23 protein-coding genes and 1 other RNA gene are annotated in these 22,534 nt (G+C 35.5%); 3 read left to right on the forward strand and 21 right to left on the reverse strand.

Annotation, left to right across the window (positions count from 1 at the left end):
• Positions 1 to 11: 11 nt before the first annotated feature.
• From HMPREF1208_RS04840 to HMPREF1208_RS04915, 16 genes are all read right to left on the reverse strand, one after another.
• Positions 12 to 452, reverse strand: coding sequence for an acetyl-CoA carboxylase biotin carboxyl carrier protein (locus HMPREF1208_RS04840; protein WP_016425239.1), 441 nt, complete (start codon positions 450 to 452; stop codon positions 12 to 14).
• On the reverse strand, positions 443 to 1,468 hold the full coding sequence (locus HMPREF1208_RS04845) for a biotin-dependent carboxyltransferase family protein (protein ID WP_016425240.1): 1,026 nt from the start codon (positions 1,466 to 1,468) through the stop codon (positions 443 to 445). Before HMPREF1208_RS04845 ends, HMPREF1208_RS04840 begins: the two co-directional genes overlap by 10 nt.
• Entirely contained in the window at positions 1,458 to 2,192 is a 735-nt protein-coding gene (gene pxpB / locus HMPREF1208_RS04850; protein WP_016425241.1) for a 5-oxoprolinase subunit PxpB, read from the reverse strand. The genes HMPREF1208_RS04845 and pxpB overlap by 11 nt, the downstream gene beginning before the upstream one ends.
• Positions 2,193 to 2,494: 302 nt before the next feature.
• On the reverse strand, positions 2,495 to 2,971 hold the full coding sequence (gene greA / locus HMPREF1208_RS04855; RefSeq protein ID WP_016425242.1) for a transcription elongation factor GreA: 477 nt from the start codon (positions 2,969 to 2,971) through the stop codon (positions 2,495 to 2,497).
• A 24-nt stretch (positions 2,972 to 2,995) separates the two neighbouring features.
• The gene (gene udk, locus HMPREF1208_RS04860; RefSeq protein ID WP_016425243.1) at positions 2,996 to 3,619 is read right to left on the reverse strand and encodes a uridine kinase; all 624 of its coding nucleotides are present in this window, start codon (positions 3,617 to 3,619) and stop codon (positions 2,996 to 2,998) included.
• 3 nt (positions 3,620 to 3,622) lie between these two features.
• Positions 3,623 to 4,891, reverse strand: coding sequence for a peptidase U32 family protein (locus tag HMPREF1208_RS04865; RefSeq protein WP_016425244.1), 1,269 nt, complete (start codon positions 4,889 to 4,891; stop codon positions 3,623 to 3,625).
• Positions 4,892 to 4,910: 19 nt separating this feature from the next.
• A complete protein-coding gene (locus HMPREF1208_RS04870) occupies positions 4,911 to 5,840 on the reverse strand; it encodes a peptidase U32 family protein (protein ID WP_016425245.1) in 930 nt (309 codons plus the stop codon).
• Complete coding sequence (locus tag HMPREF1208_RS04875) at positions 5,833 to 6,477, reverse strand: O-methyltransferase (RefSeq protein ID WP_016425246.1); 645 nt, start codon at positions 6,475 to 6,477, stop codon at positions 5,833 to 5,835. Before HMPREF1208_RS04875 ends, HMPREF1208_RS04870 begins: the two co-directional genes overlap by 8 nt.
• A gap of 444 nt (positions 6,478 to 6,921) precedes the next feature.
• On the reverse strand, positions 6,922 to 7,239 hold the full coding sequence (locus HMPREF1208_RS04880; RefSeq protein ID WP_016425247.1) for a DUF1292 domain-containing protein: 318 nt from the start codon (positions 7,237 to 7,239) through the stop codon (positions 6,922 to 6,924).
• Between the two features lie 13 nt (positions 7,240 to 7,252).
• Positions 7,253 to 7,681, reverse strand: a complete 429-nt coding sequence (gene ruvX / locus HMPREF1208_RS04885) for a Holliday junction resolvase RuvX (RefSeq protein ID WP_016425248.1) — start codon at positions 7,679 to 7,681, stop codon at positions 7,253 to 7,255.
• Positions 7,674 to 7,946: an IreB family regulatory phosphoprotein gene (locus tag HMPREF1208_RS04890; RefSeq protein WP_016425249.1), complete on the reverse strand. Its 273-nt coding sequence runs from the start codon at positions 7,944 to 7,946 to the stop codon at positions 7,674 to 7,676. The genes ruvX and HMPREF1208_RS04890 overlap by 8 nt, the downstream gene beginning before the upstream one ends.
• A gap of 62 nt (positions 7,947 to 8,008) precedes the next feature.
• On the reverse strand, positions 8,009 to 10,639 hold the full coding sequence (gene alaS / locus HMPREF1208_RS04895) for an alanine--tRNA ligase (RefSeq protein WP_016425250.1): 2,631 nt from the start codon (positions 10,637 to 10,639) through the stop codon (positions 8,009 to 8,011).
• Positions 10,640 to 10,882: 243 nt separating this feature from the next.
• Positions 10,883 to 13,276 carry an SF1B family DNA helicase RecD2 gene (recD2, locus tag HMPREF1208_RS04900; RefSeq protein WP_037559152.1) on the reverse strand — a complete coding sequence of 798 codons (2,394 nt, stop codon included), beginning with the start codon at positions 13,274 to 13,276 and terminating at the stop codon, positions 10,883 to 10,885.
• Positions 13,277 to 13,278: 2 nt separating this feature from the next.
• Positions 13,279 to 13,953 carry a tetratricopeptide repeat protein gene (locus tag HMPREF1208_RS04905; protein ID WP_187364098.1) on the reverse strand — a complete coding sequence of 225 codons (675 nt, stop codon included), beginning with the start codon at positions 13,951 to 13,953 and terminating at the stop codon, positions 13,279 to 13,281.
• Between the two features lie 11 nt (positions 13,954 to 13,964).
• Positions 13,965 to 15,077, reverse strand: a complete 1,113-nt coding sequence (gene mnmA, locus HMPREF1208_RS04910; RefSeq protein WP_016425253.1) for a tRNA 2-thiouridine(34) synthase MnmA — start codon at positions 15,075 to 15,077, stop codon at positions 13,965 to 13,967.
• On the reverse strand, positions 15,074 to 16,222 hold the full coding sequence (locus HMPREF1208_RS04915) for a cysteine desulfurase family protein (RefSeq protein ID WP_016425254.1): 1,149 nt from the start codon (positions 16,220 to 16,222) through the stop codon (positions 15,074 to 15,076). The genes mnmA and HMPREF1208_RS04915 overlap by 4 nt, the downstream gene beginning before the upstream one ends.
• A 207-nt stretch (positions 16,223 to 16,429) precedes the next feature.
• On the opposite strand from HMPREF1208_RS04915, the gene HMPREF1208_RS04920 reads away from it, so the two are divergent.
• Positions 16,430 to 17,440 carry an LLM class flavin-dependent oxidoreductase gene (locus HMPREF1208_RS04920; protein ID WP_016425255.1) on the forward strand — a complete coding sequence of 337 codons (1,011 nt, stop codon included), beginning with the start codon at positions 16,430 to 16,432 and terminating at the stop codon, positions 17,438 to 17,440.
• Between the two features lie 180 nt (positions 17,441 to 17,620).
• Complete coding sequence (locus HMPREF1208_RS04925; RefSeq protein ID WP_016425256.1) at positions 17,621 to 18,082, forward strand: ISL3 family transposase; 462 nt, start codon at positions 17,621 to 17,623, stop codon at positions 18,080 to 18,082.
• 282 nt (positions 18,083 to 18,364) lie between these two features.
• Here HMPREF1208_RS04925 and HMPREF1208_RS04930 read toward each other — a convergent pair whose 3' ends face one another.
• The 3 genes from HMPREF1208_RS04930 to cymR all read right to left on the reverse strand — a co-directional run bounded on the left by HMPREF1208_RS04930 (position 18,365) and on the right by cymR (position 19,917).
• Positions 18,365 to 18,559, reverse strand: coding sequence for a CsbD family protein (locus tag HMPREF1208_RS04930; RefSeq protein WP_016425257.1), 195 nt, complete (start codon positions 18,557 to 18,559; stop codon positions 18,365 to 18,367).
• 66 nt (positions 18,560 to 18,625) lie between these two features.
• On the reverse strand, positions 18,626 to 19,456 hold the full coding sequence (locus HMPREF1208_RS04935; RefSeq protein WP_016425258.1) for an aldo/keto reductase: 831 nt from the start codon (positions 19,454 to 19,456) through the stop codon (positions 18,626 to 18,628).
• Between the two features lie 41 nt (positions 19,457 to 19,497).
• Entirely contained in the window at positions 19,498 to 19,917 is a 420-nt protein-coding gene (gene cymR / locus HMPREF1208_RS04940; protein WP_016425259.1) for a cysteine metabolism transcriptional regulator CymR, read from the reverse strand.
• 110 nt (positions 19,918 to 20,027) lie between these two features.
• Here cymR and HMPREF1208_RS04945 point away from each other — a divergent pair, with 110 nt between their 5' ends.
• Positions 20,028 to 21,308, forward strand: coding sequence for a replication-associated recombination protein A (locus tag HMPREF1208_RS04945; protein WP_016425260.1), 1,281 nt, complete (start codon positions 20,028 to 20,030; stop codon positions 21,306 to 21,308).
• 161 nt (positions 21,309 to 21,469) lie between these two features.
• Here the strand turns inward: HMPREF1208_RS04945 and HMPREF1208_RS04950 are convergent, their stop codons facing one another.
• Positions 21,470 to 22,237, reverse strand: a complete 768-nt coding sequence (locus HMPREF1208_RS04950; protein WP_016425261.1) for a tRNA threonylcarbamoyladenosine dehydratase — start codon at positions 22,235 to 22,237, stop codon at positions 21,470 to 21,472.
• A gap of 80 nt (positions 22,238 to 22,317) precedes the next feature.
• A non-coding RNA gene (ssrS, locus tag HMPREF1208_RS11780) (6S RNA) lies at positions 22,318 to 22,509 on the reverse strand.
• Between the last annotated feature and the right edge of the window lie 25 nt (positions 22,510 to 22,534).

The raw sequence follows: 22,534 nt of genomic DNA on the forward strand, positions 1-22,534 counted from the left end.
TTTCACCCCCATTATTTTAAAGTTACAATTACTTGATTAAATTCTACATTCTCACCGTGGCCAATTAAGATTTCTTGGATTTCTCCAGATTCATCAGCTGTAACTTCATTCATCACTTTCATTGCTTCAATGTAGCCGATAATATCACCTTTATTGACTTTGTCGCCAACTTTAATAACGGGTTTAGTTAATTCTTTTTCATCTTGCAAATAGAAAGTTCCAATCATTTGTGAGCGAATCGCTTTTGATTCATTTTCTTCTTGCTTTTGCGCATTCTCATTTGTGTTTTGAGGTACTGGTGATGGAGAAGCATCAAATTGCTCAGATGATTGACCGTTTGTATTTGTAAACAAGTCCAATTCAAGTTCAATGTCATCATCTTTATATTTAAAGTGTTTTGCACCGTAATGATTTAACAGATTTAATGTTTGTTCGATTTGTTTTAAGTCCATGGTAATTGATCTCCTTTAAGAACGGTTTTAATTTTTTGCTGCGTAGGTCGAATGTTTTTCAAGAAACGCTGCGGTTGTTTACGAATTTTAGCTTTTGCGTCATCAAGCTTACGTCGCTTTCTCGCTAAGATTTCGTTCGCTTCGTTAAATGTAATCCATTCAAATTTTATTGTTTCTCCAGGCTGTTTTTGTGCAATATCAACGATGTCACAATCAATGACAGTACCAATTTTTGTGTACCCGCCAACCGTCTGTCTGTCATTTAATAAAATAATTGGATTGCCATCTTTAGGCACTTGAACACTACCTAATGCAACAGGTTCAGAAATAATATCGGCACTTTGGAAAGGTTGTATCGATTGCCCTTTTAAACGATAGCCCATCCGGTCTGAACTTTCTGAAATTTTGAATTCAAACTGCTCGATTTCCTTAATAGTTCGTCTTGTAAAAGATTCAAGTTGTGGTCCATCCATGATGCCAATCGGTAAGTGTTTTGCTCTATTAAAACTAGAATAGTCACTAGAACGCCCGATTAAACTGAGATCTATAAAGCCTGGCTTTGTTTTTAAAATATCATTTTCTTTTAATTGACGCCCTTTATAGCCACCAATTCGTGTCCGCGTATGTGTAGAATAGCTTCCTTCTACTTTTGGGATATCTAATATTTCAGCAAACCCAATATAGCCTCGCATTCCTTTTTCTACTTTTCCTACATCAAGTATGTCGCCCTTTTCTACCTTAATCACTGTTTGGTGAGGGATAGGCTCGTTATTTAGAGTAGCTGAAAATTGTGCCCCTGTTAATGCCATTAAATTTCTTCTTAAGAACTTGATTTTAGGTCCAATCATAGTCACTTCAAGTGCGGGTTGGTTTTCCGTTTCTAATAAAGTATTTAATATTTCATAACTCGGCCGATCTAGTACACCAGCAGGTGAATACCCTTCAAACTGATGATGATAACGTCCCATATCTTGAACTGTGGTAAATAATCCGGGCTTTAATATTTTAATCGACATCTTCAATCATCACCCATTCATCATAATCTAGCTGATTTTTTTGTATATATTTTTGTACATGCAAGAATTCTTCCTCATTAATGGAATAAAATTTTATCTTATCTCCCGGTTTATACAGTATTTTAGGATTTCTATGAGGATTAAAAACATCAATAGGTGTTCTACCTATAATCTGCCATCCACCAGGAGAATCTGATGGATATAGACCTGTTTGATTATTTGCAATACCCACTGATCCCGCTTTTATTTTAATTCTTGGCTCTTCTTTTCTTGGTGTATGGAGCTTCTCGTTCAAGCCTCCTAAAAACGGAAAGCCTGGCATAAAGCCGATCATATAAACGAGATAAAATGCTTCAGTATGATATTGAATCACTTGTTCGATTGATAATTGGTTATGGGCGGCAACGACGTCAAGGTCAGGTCCCCATTTCCCTCCATATAGCACAGGCAAATTAATAATTCTTCGCTGTCCTTGTGTGTTATGTTCATGATTATATTTCAGTTGATTGAGTTCAAGTTCTTCAACTAATGTTTCAAAATTAACACGTATGCCATCAAAATAAACTAAAATTGCTCGATAAGACGGTACAACTTCTTGTATATATGGATGGTGTTTTGAACGAAGATAATCTACAACAAAATTAACATTTTCAAAGACATCTTCACTTATTTCGGATTTAAAATAAATCATGAACGATTGCTTACTGATTTGACGAAAATTCAATTAAAGCCCCCCTTATAAAAACCCTTACATATTTACATTTTATCATTTTGTAAAAGTGCATCGCAATGAAGCGTTGTATTAAAAAATAGCTACAAAGCGTTGTTATGCAAATTTAATTAAATAAATTTATTTTTAAAGTTTTTAATTCAAAAAAAGAAACGGTGATAAAACCATACACCGAATCAAAAAAAACAAGTTTATGTAAATGAATCACTAAGGTGAGATTGAGGACATTGGTTCACTTCAAAATTCTAAAAGAGCGACTCAGATGCCAATGCCCTACTTGTTATATTCATCTAAGTTTATTTAATATCTATAATTTTAACGTTCATTTCTCCACCATTTGGAAGAGGAACGCGCACTTCTTCATTTAATTGCTTACCAATTAAAGCTTGAGCCATTGGAGATTCATTAGAAATTTTACCATTAAATGCATCTGATTCCGCCGATCCTACAATTTGGTAACTTTCTTCTTCATCCCCAGGAAGTTCAACAAAAGTTACAGTTTTACCAATTTGTACAGCATGATTATCGCCTGTATCTTCAATAATCAAAGCATGACGAAGCATTGTCTCAATACGTTGAATATCTTGTTCGATAAAACCTTGTTCGTCTTTAGCTGCATCGTACTCAGAGTTCTCAGATAAATCACCAAAACTACGCGCAACTTTGATTTTTTCAACGACTTCAGGACGTTTTACTGTTTTTAATTCTTCGAGTTCTTGTTCTAACTTTTCAAATCCTTCTTGCGTCATTGGATATTGTTTTTGGTTTTCCATTTTACATCTTCCTTTTACATATATTTAATCTTGTTTACGAACGAGCGCTTGAATTTTCGTTGTCATGATATCAATCGCAACTTTATTAGAACCACCTTCAGGTATAATGATATCAGCAAACTTTTTCGTCGGCTCAATAAACTGATTATGCATTGGTCTCACGACATTGAGATATTGCTCGATTACAGAATTCATCGTACGTCCTCGCTCTTCAGTATCTCTAATTAAGCGGCGTAAAATTCTCAAATCCGCATCTGTGTCGACAAAAATTTTCACATCCATCATATCACGTAGTTCTTTGTTTTCAAGCGCAAATATACCTTCTACGATAATAACATCTTTAGGTTGAAATGCAATTGTTTTATCACTACGTGTATGTTTCGTATAGTCATAAGTCGGTACTTCGACACTTTGTCCCGACTGCAACGCTTTTAAATTTTGAATTAATAAATCATTATCAAATGCAAATGGATGATCATAATTTGTTTGTAATCGCTGTTCAAAAGTGAGATGTGACTGATCTTTATAATAGTAATCTTGTTCCATCAGCGCAACACTGTGGCCCTCTAAATTGTTCATTATTTCGTTTGTCACAGAAGTTTTTCCTGAACCTGATCCTCCAGCAATACCGATTATCGTTGTTGCCATGCTTTAAACTTCCTTTCTCATCATGTTGTTAGGATAAATTGGCTGGTCTACTTTGATTTGTATAATTTGTAATGGATGACGCGCAGCATCAAGTTCATTACCTTCTTCATCATAGATTTTATCTATAATTTGTGAAAAAGTTTGAATTTCTGGACCAAAAAATTCAATTTCTTGACCTGGCTTAAAGTGATTTCTTTGTTGGATCGTAGCGATTTGACTTTTTTCATCATAATCAAGAACTAACCCGACGAAATCAAAGGGTGCTTTTTTAGAAGATTCATTGCCGAACATTTGCTCTTCATAACCCGGCGTTCCTTTAAAGAATGCAGGTGCAGTATCGCGGTTTGCACACTTATCTAATTCAAAAAGCCATTCTGGTTTTATTTTGAAATTCTCTGGATCTTCTGCATAAGCATCAATAACTTTTCTATATACAGAAACAACAGTCGCTATATAATGAATCGATTTCATTCTACCTTCAATTTTTAATGAATCAATACCTAAATCCATCATGTTTGGAATCGATTCAATCAGTTTTAAATCTCTTGGACTCATCGCAAAAGGTGTTGCTTGTCCTTTTTCATCATAATAGACATCTAATTCACCGTTTTGATCGACAGTCAACAAATCATAATCCCAGCGACAACTTTGACAACATCCACCGCGATTGGAATCACGTGCAGTCATGTGATTACTTAATGTACAACGACCTGAATAAGCGATACACATAGCGCCATGAATAAAGGCCTCGATTTCAATATCGACTTTATCCTTAATCTCTTTCATTTCCATTGCGCCTGTTTCACGGGCTAATACGACACGGTCTAATCCCTCTTCTTTCCAGTATTCAACCGCTTTATAATTACTTAATGATTGTTGTGTTGAAAGATGGATTTCTAGTTTTGGTGCCACACTTTTACAAGTTTCTATAATGAGTGGATCTGCTACAATGATTCCTGTAGCACCTGTTGATTCAAGTTGTTGTAAATATTCTTCAAGACCTTCTATATTTTCGTCATGAGCAATAATATTAGTTGTAATATAAACTTTTGCCCCGTATTGATTTGCAAATTCAACACCTTCACGAATTTCATCAATTGTAAAATTATCAGCATTTGAACGCAAACCATATTCTTGGCCACCTATAAAAACAGCATCTGCACCATAGTGAATTGCAATTTTTAATTTTTCTAGATTACCAGCTGGAGCAAGTAATTCAGGTTTTTTTAATTTAGGTTTTGAACCTGATTTAACTTCTTCAAGTACCTTCATCTTTAATCTCTCCCATAAATTAGTAGACTGTTTGCTTGTAATAAAAACCTTCATCAAATGGTCGGTGCTCAGGCTGAATTTCCTCAATTGGCTCTACAAGCATAAATTTTTCATCATCATACGCTTCTGGATCTTCGTTGTATAAATCAATAGCTTCTCGATATTGTTGTGTCACAGTATTGATATAGGCTTCATCATGTAACACACCATCAATTTTAAAACTATCAATACCTGCTTCAAATAGTGGCTCTAATTCTTCGATTAAGCAAATATCGTTCGGTGACATTATATGTGTGCCATTGTAATCTTCAAAAACAGGATACTTATTCTCACGTTCTTCATCGTAAAGTAAAAGTTGCACATCATCTGCGATATTTTGGCGCTCTATTTTCATTTGTCTCTCTTGGAATGTGTAATAATTGCCTAAAAGCATACGCTTAGATTGGAACATACATGTCATTCCATGAACTTGCACTTCTATTTCAACATCACTATTTTCCTTAATATTGATGATTTCTTCAAGACTCAATTCTCTAGCTAATACGGCTCTTTTAGCGCCTCTTTTCCCCCAATAGTTACATTGAAAATGGTTCGTGACCAATGTTTCTGCATTCCAGTTCAAAGGGATTGGTTCGGCTTGCTGTTTAACAATCATCACGACAGCAGGATCACCGAAAATAATGCGATCCACTCTAATTTCATGCAAAAATTCAATATAATCTTCAAGTGCAGGAATATGATAATTATGGAAAATGCCATTTACAGCTGCATATGCTTTTTTCCCTGCCGCATGAATGATATTGACGGCTTCACGCATCGCATCACGATTAAATTCACCAGCCAGACGCAAACCAAATTTTTCTTCTCCGATTACGAAGGAGTCTGCCCCTTTATCAATAAGTGTCTTTATATGTTCGATTGATTTCGGCGTCACTAATAATTCAGTCATTTTTACTCTCCTTTATTGAAATGGCTAAACCATCATCCATGTGAACAAAATTGGTTGAGTAGTCTTCTCTTTGACTCAACCATGCATTATATTTTTGTACTTTTTTAACCATTTGTTTAACATTTCGACTCTTTACTACATCAATATTGGCAACAAAACCATGATATAAAACATTATCTGTTATAATAACACCTTTTTCACGAAGCAGTGGACTATAAAGCTCAAAAAATCGTTGGGATTGCGCTTTCGCTGCATCTATAAAAATCATGTCATAACTTTGATCATTTACAAGTTCCAATGCGCCTGTGGCATCTGCTTCAATCAATCGAATTTGAGACTGGTATCCTAAATTTTCAATGTTTGCTTTTGCTTCTTGTATCATGGCTTCATTACGCTCAATTGTTGTAATTTGAATATCAGAATTAACAGAAGCAAATTGCATAGCACTATAGCCAATAGCACTCCCTATTTCTAATATATGTTTAGAATTATGAATTCGAATCAATTGCTTAATCAAATCTAATGATAATTGATCGATAATCGGTACATTGTTCTTTTCAGCAATGCTACGTAATGCGTCTATTGGACTGTCGTAATTTTGCAAACTTAAAAGATAGTTTTGGTTGTTATCTTCCATTTATGTTAACTTCCTTTTAACATTAATCTAAAATTTATCAAAAAATAAACCAGTCTAACTGGACTGATTTTTTGAACACAGGTGTCATATATAAATGTATCGTAAATACATTTAATGTTTTAGTATTATTGAGCTATTAATTCGCTTCTTCCACATATTAATCTAACTTTGACTCATATCTTATATGAAAAAAGTATATAAATGATAAAGTCAAACAGCTCAATACATCAAAATCACTTCTACATATTTTATCACAGAATTGAATTGTAGGTAAACAGCAAAATCCTTACCTATGGCTCTTATTTCATATTTTATTCATGTGCATTCTGAGCTTGATTCGTCTCCAATAACAAAAAAGGGCAAAACCCTTAATCTAATCAATTAAAGGTTTTGCATTTACTTTTTATATATCAAAATTGAGCTTCTCTATACTTAACTTCGAGACTAAACTTCAGGATCTTCCATATTTGTGTTGACAATTTCTTCAATCATGTCCCATTCTTCATCTGTTTCTACAGGTAAGAAACGCCCACCTTCACCAGACTCATCAGGCTCATTAATCATCGGTACAAGCTCGATTAAGTCATCGTCATCCGCTTGTGCGCCTTCTTCAGCTAGAATCACGTATTCTTTCTCAAATCCAGGGTGGTAAAATTCTAACATTTTACGATAAAGAACTTCATTACCTTCTTCATCATAGAGTGTTAATAACGTTTCATCATTTTTAATTTCTATTTCTTGATTATGGTTTTCGTTTGTCATATTTTAGCTCTCCTTAATTAATTCTATCTAAATAGCCTTGTAAAATGAATACAGCCGCCATTTTATCAATTACTTTTTTGCGTTTTTGTCTTGATACATCAGCTTCAAGGAGTGAGCGTTCAGCTGCCATCGTGCTTAATCGCTCATCCCACATCACAATTTCTAACTCTGGCATTTGTTCAGCTAAAGCTTCTTTATATTTTAATGATGCTTCTCCTCGAAATCCGATTGTATTGTTCATATTTTTTGGTAACCCAATGACTACAGTACCCACATTTTCTTTTTTAACAATGTCAATTAAGGTTTCAATCCCGAGCTGATTTTCTTCTTCGTTAATTTGGAGTGTATCTAAACCTTGTGCTGTCCATCCCATTAGATCACTAATTGCGATGCCGACAGTACGACTGCCTACATCTAACCCAATAATTTTATGTTTAAGCATGGTCTTTCTTATTATGGTTTTGTAAATAATAAGAGACGAGCTCTTCCATAATATCATCGCGATCGATGTGTCTAATTTGATTTCTCGCTTCATTATGACGTGGTATATAAGCAGGATCCCCTGATAATAAGTATCCTACGATTTGATTGACAGCGTTGTAACCACGTTCTTCTAGGGTATGATAGACATTGTTTAAAACCGTTTCGACGTTTTCTTTTGGAATATCTTCATAGTTGAATTTCATTGTTTTATCAAAATTTGCCATAGTTTTAACACTCCTTAAACCATAATAGATTACACTTCCATTTTACATGAAACCTAATTGCATTATAAGGATTTAATATAGTTTTTAATAAATTGTAATGCTTCTGTTATCTTTTCAGGTTGTGTACCGCCGCCTTGGGCCATGTCCGGACGACCGCCACCTTTACCACCTACTTCAGGTGCAAGATGTTTAATCAAGTCGCCAGCTTTAACGCGATCTGTATATTGTTTTGGCACTGTTGCAATCAATGAAACTTTGCCTCCAACATCACTTGCTAAAATGATAATCGTATCTTGAAGTTTGGATTTAAAATCATCCATTGTTGTTCGAATTGCTTTTGCATTATCAACTTCAACTTCTGTAATTAATACAGGGAATTCATTGATTTGCTCAACTTGGCTCTTAATATCGCCCATTTTGAGTTGGTTGAGTGCTTTATTTTTTTCTTCAATCGTACGTTGTAATTCTTTTTCATTATGTTGTAATTGCTCAATTTTTTCTGAAACTTGTTCATCTGATTTTGCTTTGACTAAAGATTTAATTTCATTAAAGCGCGCGAGGTATTGTTCTAAATACAAGAATGCTTTTTGTCCTGTAACGGCTTCAATGCGTCTGACACCCGCACCTGTTCCGGACTCACTTGTAATTTTAAAGAGACCAATTTCTGAAGTGTTATTCACATGTGTTCCACCGCAGAGTTCGATTGAGAATGGACTCATATCAACAACACGAACAACATCACCGTATTTTTCTCCAAATAGTGCCATAGCGCCTTTGGCTTTTGCATCTTCAATATTCATTTCTTGAATATCTACATTAATGCTATTCCAAATTTCCTCATTAACGAGTTGTTCTACACGTTCGATTTCTTCTTGTGTCATAGGCGCAATATGTGAAAAATCGAAGCGAAGTCGCTCGCTATCCACAAGTGAACCTGCTTGATTAACATGTTCACCTAATACAGTTTTTAATGCAGCATGTAGTAAATGCGTTGCACTGTGGTTTTTCATAATCGCCTTTCTCGCTTGGCTGTTCACTTTAGCTGTAACATTTGCTGATTCTTGTACTTCGCCAAATTGAACAATACCTGTGTGTAAGTGTTGCCCATTAGGCGCTTTAATCACATCTGTAACTGCGATTTCGAAATGGTCATTTGTAATCACACCTTTATCAGCAACTTGTCCACCACTAACAGCATAAAACGGTGTTTGATTTAGAATAAAATGGATTGTTTCACCGGCATCTGCAGAACTTACACGTGCCCCATCTAAAATAATATCAGTAATCACTGCGTCTGTTTCAAATGTTTCGTATCCTAAAAATTGACTTGGTGTTTTAATTGCTTTTAAGACTTCACTTTGAACTTGCATTGACTGATTATTTTGTCTCGCTTTTCTTGCACGTTCACGTTGGGCATCCATATGAGATTCAAATGCATCCATATCAATTTGCAAGCCTTCGTTTACGGCAATTTCCTCTGTTAATTCGATTGGGAAACCGTACGTATCATATAATTTGAAAGCATCTTCACCATTGATGATACGATCTGATGCTTTCGCAGTACTAATGAACTGATTAAGTATAGAAAGACCTTCTTCAAGCGTTTCATGAAAACGCTCTTCTTCAGATTTAATGACACGCGCAATAAAATCTGCCTTTTCTTTAACATTTGGATAATAAGGTTCCATAATTTCTGCCACAATGTCGACGAGTTGATACATAAAAGGTTTATTGATGTCTAATGACTGGCTAAATCGAACCGCACGACGTAATAAACGACGCAATACATAACCACGTCCTTCATTCGCTGGAAGTGCGCCATCAGAAATAGCGAAAGCAATCGTACGAATATGGTCTGCAATCACTTTAAATGCAACATCATGTTGCGCATTAACGAGATATTTTTTTCCTGAAACAGCTTCGACTTCTGCAATAATTGGAATAAATAAGTCTGTTTCATAGTTTGTGCGTACATTTTGGGAAATCGATGCCATACGCTCTAATCCCATGCCGGTATCAATATTTTTACTTGGTAGTGGTGTATAAGTATGATCTTTATTATGATTATACTCACTGAACACTAAATTCCATACTTCTAGATAACGCTCATTTTCTCCACCAGGATACATTTCTTCAGCTGGATCATCTTGTCCATAAGCTTCTCCACGGTCATAAAATATTTCAGTATTAGGTCCAGATGGTCCTTCCCCAATGTCCCAGAAATTTCCTTCAATTCGGATAATACGATCCTCCGATAAACCTATAAGATTAGACCATAAATCATATGCTTCCGTATCTTCGGGATGAATTGTCACATAAAGTTTTTCAGGTTCCATTGCCATCCATTTCGGGCTCGTTAAAAACTCCCAAGCAAACTCAATCGCTTCTTTTTTAAAGTAATCCCCAATTGAAAAGTTTCCAAGCATTTCAAAAAATGTATGGTGACGGGCTGTAAAACCTACATTTTCAATATCATTTGTACGAATAGACTTTTGTGCATTAACGATACGTGGCTTTTTTGGTATTTCACGGCCATCAAAATATTTTTTCAAAGTGGCTACCCCTGAATTAATCCATAACAGGGAATCGTCATCAATGGGTACAAGGGGAGCTGATGGTTCAACCATATGCCCTTTTTCCACAAAGAAATCAATATACATTTGTCTAATGTCACTTGCTTTTAAGTTTTTCATCTTTACAACTCCTCATTTCATAAATACAAAAAAACATTCGTCGCAGAAAGGGACGAATGTTCGCGGTACCACCCTAGTTACAGCATGTATCCATACTATCACTCTTTGTTTTTATTATTAATGATACATAGTAGCGTTCAATGTATCGACTCGTACTTTTCCAGCAACAGTACGTCTCTTTAAAAGTCGATTAACACCTACTCGGCTATGCACGTGAACTTAATATGATTATATAAAAAAGAATTAAGCTTTGTCAATTTCAAGAAAATCGTATGGTGTGACTTCACCCATATTAATCATAGGATTGATTTTAAACATGGTTGCTTCGGTCAATTCGATTGGTAAGTCCTCTTGATTGTCTTGATTATATTCTTCAGTGTCATTATTAAAATATTGCGTTAAAAATGAATGTAATTGTGTTAAACGTGCCTTACCTTCTGTGGCTAGCCCCATATTGAAAGCTTCTGAATCACCTAAAAATACAAGAGATTGTTTAGCCCGTGTCAATCCCGTATAAAGAATCGGCTTTTGAAGCATTCGATAATATTGTTTGACGATGGGCATAAGAACAATCGGAAATTCTGAGCCTTGCGCTTTATGAATAGAGGTACAATAAGCATGTGTAAGTTCTGTTAAATCTGATTTCATATAAGTGATTTCATTACCGTCATAATCTACGACAACGACATCTTTGTTAAGGGCATTTTCTTTCGCCCAAAAAATGCCGACAATGATGCCAATGTCACCATTAAAAACATTGTCGTTCGGTCTGTTGATGAGTTGTAATACTTTATCGCCTTTACGATAAATCACATCACCAAATACAATTTCTCGCTTAGACTTATCTTGAACTGGATTAAGAATGGATTGTAAAATCTGATTTAATCTTTTAATACCAGCGTTCCCTCTATACATAGGTGCTAAAACTTGAATGTCAGCCATCGTATAACCTTTTTGTACTGCATTATTTACAACCTTTTCAACGACGTCAGGAATTTGTTCGGTACTACAGGGTATAAAAGAACGATCATGGAAACGCTGGGTAATATCAACAGGCTCACCTAGTTTCATTTTGTGTGCAAGTTCTATAATACTTGAACCCTCTTGTTGTCTGTATACTTCAGTTAAATTAATTCTAGGTAGCACATTCGAATCGATAAGGTCTTTAAAAACCTGCCCCGGACCAACGGATGATAACTGGTCTTCATCCCCAACGAAAATGATTTGTGCATCTAACGGCACGGCAGCCATAAATTGATGGAATAACCACGTATCCACCATAGACATCTCATCTATAATAATTAGTTTGGCATTAATTTCATTATCCAAAATATCATCCGGCTTCGTTTCTTGATTCCAACCTATTAAACGATGTATCGTCATGGCTTCTAAGCCTGTTGATTCATGCAATCGTTTCGACGCACGTCCCGTTGGTGCTGCTAAAACAATTGGATAGTCGTTATCATGGTAATCATCATAATCAAGAGACACACCATGAATCTCTGAGTAAAGTTGAACGATACCTTTAATAACCGTTGTTTTCCCTGTTCCCGGACCACCAGTTAATAACATAACTTTATGATTGATTGCACATTCTAACGCTTCTTTTTGAGAGGTAGCATAATGGACTTCATTCATCTCTTCGATTTCACCAATATGCAGTTGAATATCTGAACGTTCAAATTGCGTCAGTGCTTCATTATGACTATAAACTCTGAATAAATTTTGTGTGCTTTTAATTTCAGAATAATATAGACTTGGTATGGCAATCATGTGATCAACTTCTATTAACTTTTTTTCTTCAGTCAATTGAACCATGATGTCTTCAATGGCTTCATAACGAATGTCTTCACCCTCATTTTTAGAAAGAAGTTGTATGGTCTCATTGATAAGCGCCTCTTGTGGTAAGTACGTATGCCCTTGTTTAATACAAGTTTCTTCAACTAAAAATAATAGCCCGGCTTTTAGACGATCAGGATGATTCGGATGAATGCCTAATTGCTGTGCAAGTTGATCCGCTTTTTGAAAACCAACTCCCTTGATATCGTAAACCAATTGATAAGGATTTTGATCTAGTACATTAAGCGTTTCATGTTGATAAAATTTATAAATATCCATCGCTAATTTTGATCCAAATCCTAATTCATTGAGGCTTATCATCACTTGTTCACTTTCTTGATTGGTAATAATTTGCTGCACAATTTGTTCTTGCTTCTTTTTAGAAAGTTTTGGAACCTTTTCGATGACTTGATTATCTTTCAATATTTCATTAATTGCATTTTCTCCGATTGTTTCGACAATCAGTTCTGCTGTTTTTTTACCAATACCTTTGAATAAGTCGCTTGATAAATATGCAATTACCGCATCTTTAGTTTGTGGAATTTCTTTCTGGAAAGTTTCAGCTTTTAACTGTTTACCATACTTTGGATGTTGGACAACGCTTCCTTTAAATAAATACGTTTCATCTTCGACCATATTTGGAAAATATCCAACGACTGTGACCATGTCATCGAAGTCGCCATTTGAATCTTGTACATCGACTTTCAGCACTGTATAGTAGTTTTCGTTATTTTGGAACAATATCATTTCAACTGTCCCTTTTACATAGGTTTGATCAAACAGTGTTGGATTATCCATCATTAGTCCTCCTTATCTTGTATGGCACGAAACGTTTTAATAGCATGATGACTTAACAAATGATTTTCATCCATTGTGATTGCACGTTCAAAACCTTGAATTGCCGCTTCAACATTACCATTCAGCATAAATAATGCTAATGTGAGATTATATTGCGCATCCGCATGACGATTGTCTTTTTCTAAAATTTGATTTAGAACTGGCACAGCTTGCTCAAACATCTCTAACTCACACATTAATAATGCAAATTGGAATTGTACTTCTATATCTTCAAATTCAGTATCTAATTCAGCAGCACGCATTAAATATGGTAATGCTTGTTTTTTCGCATCTAATTCTATAAAAGAGCGACCAAGCATATAATTGGTGTCTTTATTATTTAATTCGTTCGACATGGCTTGTTGATATAATTTAATGGCTTCTTGATATCGCGCTTCATTAAAATATACATTAGCGAGATTATAGTAAATCACACCATGATTCGGATTAATCGTAATGGCTTTCTGGAAAAACCGCTCTGCTTTTTCGACTTCTCCCGCTTCGGCAAGTAGTATCCCTGAATTGATATAGTTTTCTACTTCTTCTGGATGCGCTTCAATATTATCAAAGCTCGCTTGTAACGCATCCTCATATTTGCCTTCTTTTATTAATTGATGAATTTTTTCTTGGTTCATAATGTCACCTTTTCTTATACAACGTAATCAAGCTGTCTTTCATTTTTGTAAACATCGTCAATCGTTGCCCCACCTAAACAAACTTCTCCGTCATAGAGAACAACGGCTTGACCAGGTGTAATGGCACGAACAGGTGTGTCAAATGTGACTTTGATAGCATCTTCTGAATGCGCTGTAACGGTCACGCCAATATCTTGTTGTCGGTATCTAAATTTAGCCGTACATTTAAGAGGCACTGTCAAATCAACTTGATTGACAAAGGATACATCTGAAGCAATTAAATAATCACTATATAAAGCATCATGGTGGAATCCTTGTTCAACATATAAAATATTTTGTTCTAAGTTTTTACCTACTACAAACCAAGGCTCTCCGTCTCCACCAATACCAAGTCCGTGTCTTTGACCAATTGTATAGTACATTAAACCTGTGTGTTGTCCTTTTTTTTCACCTGTTAAAGTTTGCATTTCACCAGGTTGTGCCGGTAAATATTGAGATAAAAATGTTTTAAAATTACGTTCACCAATGAAGCAAATGCCAGTAGAATCTTTTTTCTTAGCCGTTGCCAAATCTTGTTCTAAAGCAATTTCTCGTACTTTTTTCTTATCGATATCACCAATTGGAAACATGACTTTTTCTAATTGTTGATTTGTTAATTGATTTAAGAAATAAGTTTGGTCTTTATTATTATCTACACCTCTAAGCATTTCTACTGAACCGTCATCATTTCTTCTTACGCGCGCATAGTGTCCTGTTGCCACATAATCAGCGCCAAGCTTTAATGCATGCTCTAAAAATGCTTTGAATTTGATTTCTTTATTACACATGACATCAGGATTAGGTGTGCGTCCTTTTTTATATTCATCTAAGAAATAAGTAAACACCTTGTCCCAATATTCTTTTTCAAAGTTGACAGCATAATAAGGAATACCGATTTGGTTACATACAGCAATCACATCATTATAATCTTCAGTGGCAGTACATACGCCATTCTCATCAGTATCATCCCAGTTTTTCATAAAAATACCAATTACATCGTAACCTTGCTCTTTGAGTAAATGGGCAGTCACAGAACTATCTACGCCGCCTGACATCCCAACTACTACACGTGTATTTTGATTTGTCACGTATTTTCCTCCTTAAATTTTAAATAGATTTTTTGAATTTCAGTTGCAATCAATTGCATATCTCTAGCAGTCAATTGTTCGTTGATACTAATGCGAACGGATTGATTTACTCTTGGACTATTTTCACCAAACATTGCTAACAGCACATGTGACGGTATAGTGGATCCTGCGGTACATGCCGAACCAGACGATACATAAATGCCAGCAAGATCTAGCAAAGTAAGTAACGTTTCTACATCTATAAACGGAAAGTATAAGTTAATAATATGATTCGTACTATCAATCATAGAGCCATTGTATTCAAAAGGGATGGCACGATCTTGCAGCGCGACAAGTAGCTGCTCACGTAATTGTGCTAGATGAACATTGTTATCATCACGTGATGATTCCGCAATTTTGAGCGCTTCTGCTAATCCAACGATTTGTGCTAAGTTTTCAGTTCCAGCTCTTCTTTTTGTTTCTTGTTCTCCACCTAACTGAGAAAAAGTAACACGTGTTCCATTTTTAATATAAAGTACACCGACGCCTTTTGGGCCCCCAAACTTATGCGCAGTCATACTGAGCGCATCTACCTTTAAATCTTCTACATCAATCGGCAAATGCCCTACAGCTTGTACAGCATCCATGTGAAAGTATGCTTCATAAGGCGCCAGTACTTGCTGAATATCATATACGTGTTGAACTGTCCCAACTTCATTATTAACAAACATAATCGACACAAGCGTTGTGTCCTCTCGCAAACTGTTTCGCAATTGCTCGATATCGACTAGGCCTTCAGGTGTTACATCTAAATAAGTAACTTCGAATCCTTGTTCTTCCAGGTACTCAAAAACGTGCAACACAGAATGATGCTCGATTTTTGTTGTAATTAGATGTTTGCCCTTTGATTGATTTGCGTAAGCGATGCCTTTGATGATTGTATTATTGGATTCAGTTGCACCACTCGTAAATACAACTTCATTGGGTTGTGCATTCAAGTAGTTTGCTACCGTACGTCGAGATGCATCAAGCAAGCTTCTCGCATCACGTCCTTGTGAATGAATAGATGAAGGGTTACCAAAATGCGTTTGGTAGATGGTCATCATTTTATCAACAACTTCTGGTTTAACAGGTGTTGTTGCAGCATAATCTGCATAAACGCCCATAATCACGTCAATCCTTTCTCATAATCAATGTTCCTATTTTAGCATTTGCGGTATAAAAATTCTAGTACGTCGTTTTACTGATTTCACGTTGTTTTATCTTCATTGTAATCTTTCAAATAAGAGAGTTCAACGATAGCATTAAGCAATTTTCATGAGTTCACTATTTAGAAAATGTTATACTCTATTCTGAAAAGGAGTGTTTTAGATATGACAAAACAAATGAAATACTCTGCCTTAAATCTTGTTCCTATACGTGAAGGCAGTTCTGATATAGATGCAATTGAGCAAATGGTCGATTTTGCTAAGCATCTTGAGCAACAAGAATATGAACGTTTGTGGATTGCAGAACATCACAATGCTCCAAATTTAGTCAGTTCAGCAACCGCGATACTTATTCAGCATGCATTAAGCCAAACGACGCACATGAGAATCGGTTCAGGCGGTATTATGTTGCCTAATCATGCGCCATTAATTGTTGCCGAACAATTTGGAACACTAAAAACGATATATGGAGACCGTGTCGATCTTGGTTTAGGCCGAGCACCGGGAACGGATATGGCAACAGCCAGTGCTTTAAGAAGAGATCAGCATGATGGTGTGTATAAATTTCCTGAAGAAGTTCAACAATTATTAAAATATTTTGGACCCGACTCTAATCAAGGCTACGTTAAAGCAATTCCCGCTGTTAATAAAAATGTGCCGCTGTATATTTTAGGATCATCTACCGATTCAGCACATGTAGCTGCTCGAGAAGGTTTACCTTATGTTTTCGCAGGGCATTTCGCTCCACAACAAATGAAAGAAGCCCTTGCAATATACAAAGAACTCTTCCAACCTTCAGCCTATTTGAAAGAACCTTATATTATTGTTGCTTTAAATGTCATTGTTGCTGATACCTTTGAAGAATCACAATATTTAGCTACAACACAAGCGCAAGTTTTTGCAAGCATTTTAAATGGGCGTATGCGTAAAATGCAACCCCCAACAGACGATTTGGGTGATGTTTTATCACCACGTGAAGTCGCTCTTGCAAAAGCACGTTTACAAGATTCTATTATTGGAGACAAAGCTTCAGTTAATCAGCAATTAGATGCTTTTATTGAACAATATGGAGAAATTGATGAAATTATGGCTGTTAGTTATATTTATGATACAAAACTACAACACCGCTCATATCAGTATTTTAAAGAAATAATGGATGAAAGAAATCAACAATAAGATTTAACTGCAATTTATATCATTTTTGTAAATATTGAAGAGGAACATCTATTTAATATTGGTTCTTCATTTTTTATGGTGGGATGACATAAGTCATCCTGCTTTTTTGTACAAAAATAGCGCAAATGCCTCTATCATTTTAAGTGACTAAACCAAAAATAAAGGAGACATATTGCGCCTATGTGTAATGATATATTAAAGTTACTAAAAATTAAAGATAATAATATTAAAATCACTAAAGTTGAAGAAGATGTAGTTATTAGAGGTAAGAAATCTAACGTCATCTTTGGTCCCCTTTCTTACAAGCCTATGACTTGTCCTCACTGTTATCATTCGAATCCAAACCGAATACACAAACACGGAAAACGTTTATCGCGAATTACTTTTTTAAGATTCCAAGAGATAGCAGTGTATTTAAATCTGTTAAAACAACGTTTTAAATGTATGGTTTGTGGTCGGACTTTTACTTCTAAAACAAATGTTGTTGAGGATAACTGTTTTATCTCAAACCATGTTCAGAAAGCCATTATAGATAAAGCAACACAAGTTCGCTCAGAAACTGATATCGCAAGTGATTGTAACGTTTCTGCATCTTCTGTAAAACGTGTAATTCATAAAGTAAGCAATGCCACTTTTCAATAGTGAAATTGCTTAAATAGATTGCGTACCGAGTCGAGACTCCCGAGGCATAGAGCCGAAACCGAAAATCCATTTTGGCTTCTTATGAGCTACAATAAAAGCCAAAATTAGTTGAGGTAAGGCGCCTGGGAAAGCGAGACTCGAAGAAGCAATCGGAAGTTTGCGACTTAATTATTATAGACACATAACCACCATATAAAGTGTACAGCCTTAATATTTCACAAAAAATAAGCTTCCAAGGGAAACCTTGGAAGCTTATTTATATGATAATGTTTAATTAAATTCTTATTTATCGTCGCCAGTAAACTTGTTTAAAGCGTCTTTAGCTTTTTCTTTAACGTTATCAATGGCTTCTTTAGCTTTACCTGAAGCTTTGTCACCTTTACCTTCATTTTCAAGTGACTTATTATCTGTTACATTTCCTACTGTTTCTTTAACGTTACCTTTTGCTTGTTCAAATTTATTTTCACTATTTGACATTTAAAGGCCTCCTTTATTAATAACTACTCTATTTATTCCACAAATCATGGAATTTAAACATCGTCATTAAAATTCTTCGTAAACAGCTGGATCTTGTCCTTTTCTTCTTCCATCTTTTTTAGTTAATTGATTAATTAATTGGATGTCTTCATCTGTAATATAGAAATTAAAGACATTTAGGTTTTCTTGCTGACGTTGAGCCGATGTTGCTTTTGGTATTGGCATCACACCATTTTGAATATGCCATTTTAAAATAATTTGCGCGGGTGTTTTATCATATTTTTCTGCTAATTGTCGTAAAACCGCTTCTTCCATAACGCCGTTATCCCGTCCTAATGGACTCCAAGCTTGAGTCAAAACACCTTTTTGCTGATGAAATTGAATCATCTCTTTTTGGTTAAAGTAAGGATGTAGCTCAATTTGGTTGACGACAGGTAATACGCCTGTTTCTTTTTCAAGCTGTTCTATATGCTCCGGCAAGAAATTACACACACCAATTTGACGTATTAAACCTGCTTTTTGTGCTGCAATCATAGCTTTCCAGGCTTCAACAAATAAGCCTTGCTTTGGATTTGGCCAATGAATTAAATACAAATCAATGTAATCTAAATGAAGACGATAAAGTGACTCTTGAATGGTTTCATAAACATTTGCATCTTTTTGATAACGGCCTGGTAATTTCGAAGTCACATAAATTTGATTTCTACCTATTTGACTATTTTGTATTGCTTTACCAACGGCACCTTCATTTTCATAGTTATATGCTGTGTCTAATACACGATATCCTAACTTGAGTGCTTCAGTTATCGCATGTGCACCTTGAGTGCCATTCAATTTATATGTCCCAAAGCCCAATTGATCAATATTATTACCATCTCTTAATTGAAACTGTTCCATAATTTGTAGCCTCCTTAGAATAACGTTGATTGAATCGTATTTTAAATATAGAACATATAGCCTTCGAGTTCGTCTCTTTCTTTATCATCTGCTAAAGATTTCAATGTTGTTTGATCAAGCACCTCTTTAACAGCATTTCTCATACGTAGCCATAGTTGTTGTTGTGCAGGTGGCTCTGATTCCATTCGTTCAACTATCGTCAGTGGCCCTTCTAATAAACGAATGATATCCCCCGCAGTAATTTCATTTGCGGGCATTTTTAACTCATAGCCCCCTTTTGCACCTCTAACGCTTCTAATTAAGCCTGCATTTCGCAAAGGTCCTACAAGTTGTTCTAAATATAAATCACTTAAATGATTTTCTTCAGCAATTGTTTTAAGCGACACACATCCAGTCCCTTGACGCTTTGCTAAGGCAATCATTAACGTTAAACCATATCTTCCTTTAGTCGATATTTTCATATTTTTACCTCACCTTATTTAATCCGATTTAGTTTGATTTTATCATTATTTATATTATTATAATACCAATGCAATCAGAGTACAAAACAAATCTTAACGGAGGGATAAAGATGTTAACCGAACCGTTAGCTTCGAGAATGAGACCTAGAAATATAGATGAAGTGATAGGACAAAGGCATCTCGTTGGCGATAAAGGGATTATTCGACGCATGGTAAATGCAAAAAGACTGTCTTCTATGATTTTTTATGGTCCTCCTGGCATAGGAAAAACAAGCATTGCTCAAGCTATTGCGGGAAGTACCGCATTTAAATTTAGACAACTGAATGCTGTAACTAATACTAAAAAAGATATGCAAATGATAGTTGAAGAAGCAAAAATGTCAGGACAAGTCATTTTGTTATTAGATGAAATCCATAGATTGGATAAAGCGAAGCAAGATTTTTTATTACCGCACTTAGAAAACGGGAAAATTGTATTAATAGGCGCTACAACTTCTAATCCTTATCACGCTATAAATCCTGCGATTCGCTCACGTGCACAAATTTTCGAATTATATCCTCTTGATAAAGACGATATCAAAGTAGCGTTGACACATGCGTTAGAAGATGAGGAGAGAGGATTACTGAGCTATGAGCCTGTCGTGGACGACGATGCTTTTGAATATTTTGCTACTCAGAGTCAAGGTGATGTACGCAGCGCTTTAAATGCATTAGAGCTTGCCGTACTGAGTTCTAGTGAGAAACCGCCACATATCACAATTCAAGATGCTGAAGATTGCCTTCAACGCGGGGCTTTTCTGAGTGATAAAGATGGTGATATGCATTATGACGTGATGAGTGCCTTTCAAAAGTCGATACGCGGAAGTGATGTCAATGCGGCATTACATTATTTAGCACGTCTCATTCAAGCTGGAGATTTACCAACGATTGCTAGACGTTTACTAGTGATTAGTTATGAAGATATTGGTTTAGCCTCTCCTGGTGCAGGACAACGTACACTCGCAGCAATCGAAGCGGCTGAACGACTTGGTTTTCCCGAGGCTAGAATTCCTTTAAGTCAAGCGGTTATCGAACTTTGTTTATCACCAAAATCCAATTCTGCTATCAAATCTATTGATGCTGCACTTAGTGATATCCGTAAAGGTCATGTAGGCCAAATCCCTGATTACTTAAGAGACGGTCACTATGAAGGCGCGAAATCTCTTGGACGCGCAATAGGATATCAATATCCTCATGATTTCTCTAATGGTTTTGTCGCCCAACAGTACTTACCTGATTTATTAGCAAAACGAGAATACTACGAGCCAAAAGACACTTCTAAAACAGAACAACATTTTAAACAAATCTATGACAATATTAAAAAGCAACAAAATCAGCTTCATCAAAAGTAAAAGGCGCTCTTGTTATTAATGACAATTAATTTATAAATTCTATTTGTAAAACACCTAGGACATCCATCCCTAAAAAAATAGCGCTAAGATGATTTTTAATGAAAAATCGTCTTAGCGCTTCTTTTTTAGGATAAAACTTTTTTAGTGTGCAATTTCTATACTTAACGATCTTTAATACGTTGTAATGGAATAGATTTCAGTATATCGTTACAAACATAACTGGCACATATTAAACCGACAACACTTGGTACGTATGCATTAGAAGAGGGTGGCATTTGAGCTTTTCTATTTTTGCCTTGAGCATCGCCTACCACTGCTTTGACATCTTCACGAATCACGATTGGACTTTCCCCTGAGAAAACAACAGGGATGCCCTTTTTAATGCCTTTTTGTTTTAATTTATTTCTTATTACTCGAGCGATTGGATCTGTATGTGTTTTTGAAATATCAGCAATTTCAAATTGTGTAGGATCTGTTTTATTGGCAGCACCCATGCTTGAGATAATTTTAATATCTCTCTTTAGACATTGTTCCATAAGATGAACTTTATAAATAATCGTATCACTTGCATCAACAATATAATCAATATCATAGTCATTAAATAATTGTTCATACGTTTCTTCAGTATAGAACATATGTAGAGGTGTGACTTTACAATCAGGATTGATCAGTTTAATGCGCTCTTCCATCAAAGCAACTTTACTTTTCCCAATTGTTGTTGTCAGTGCATGTATTTGACGATTCACATTTGTAATATCGACATCATCTTTATCAATTAAAATAATGTGACCAATGTTCGTACGTGCTAATGCCTCTGCTGCAAAAGAACCTACACCACCCACACCTAATACAGCTACTGTTGTTTGTTTCAACTTGTCTAATCCTTCTTGTCCGATTGCAAGTTCATTACGAGAAAATTGATGTTTCATATTAATCTCCTTCATAGCTAAGTTATACATTTATATGTAAAAGCATAAAAAATACGCAAGACAAAGTGTCTTGCGTACCGATAGAATCCGTCATGCCGTAGTTGAAAATGCTTGATCATTTTGGCCTGCTATATACAGGTGGGTGCCCTGTTTCTTGTTTTGCAAGTCCTCCTTGAGAGGCGTGTGCGCTGCAAGAAAACCCATTGGGCTCCCTGATCAAAGAGTGTTAGGTCAAAATACAAAAAGCGAACTTACGAACATTGCAGACGACTATCTTATGAATTCATCATATCACAA

The sequence above is a fragment of the Staphylococcus sp. HGB0015 genome, from assembly GCF_000411275.1.
Classification (GTDB): Bacteria; Bacillota; Bacilli; order Staphylococcales; family Staphylococcaceae; genus Staphylococcus; species Staphylococcus schleiferi.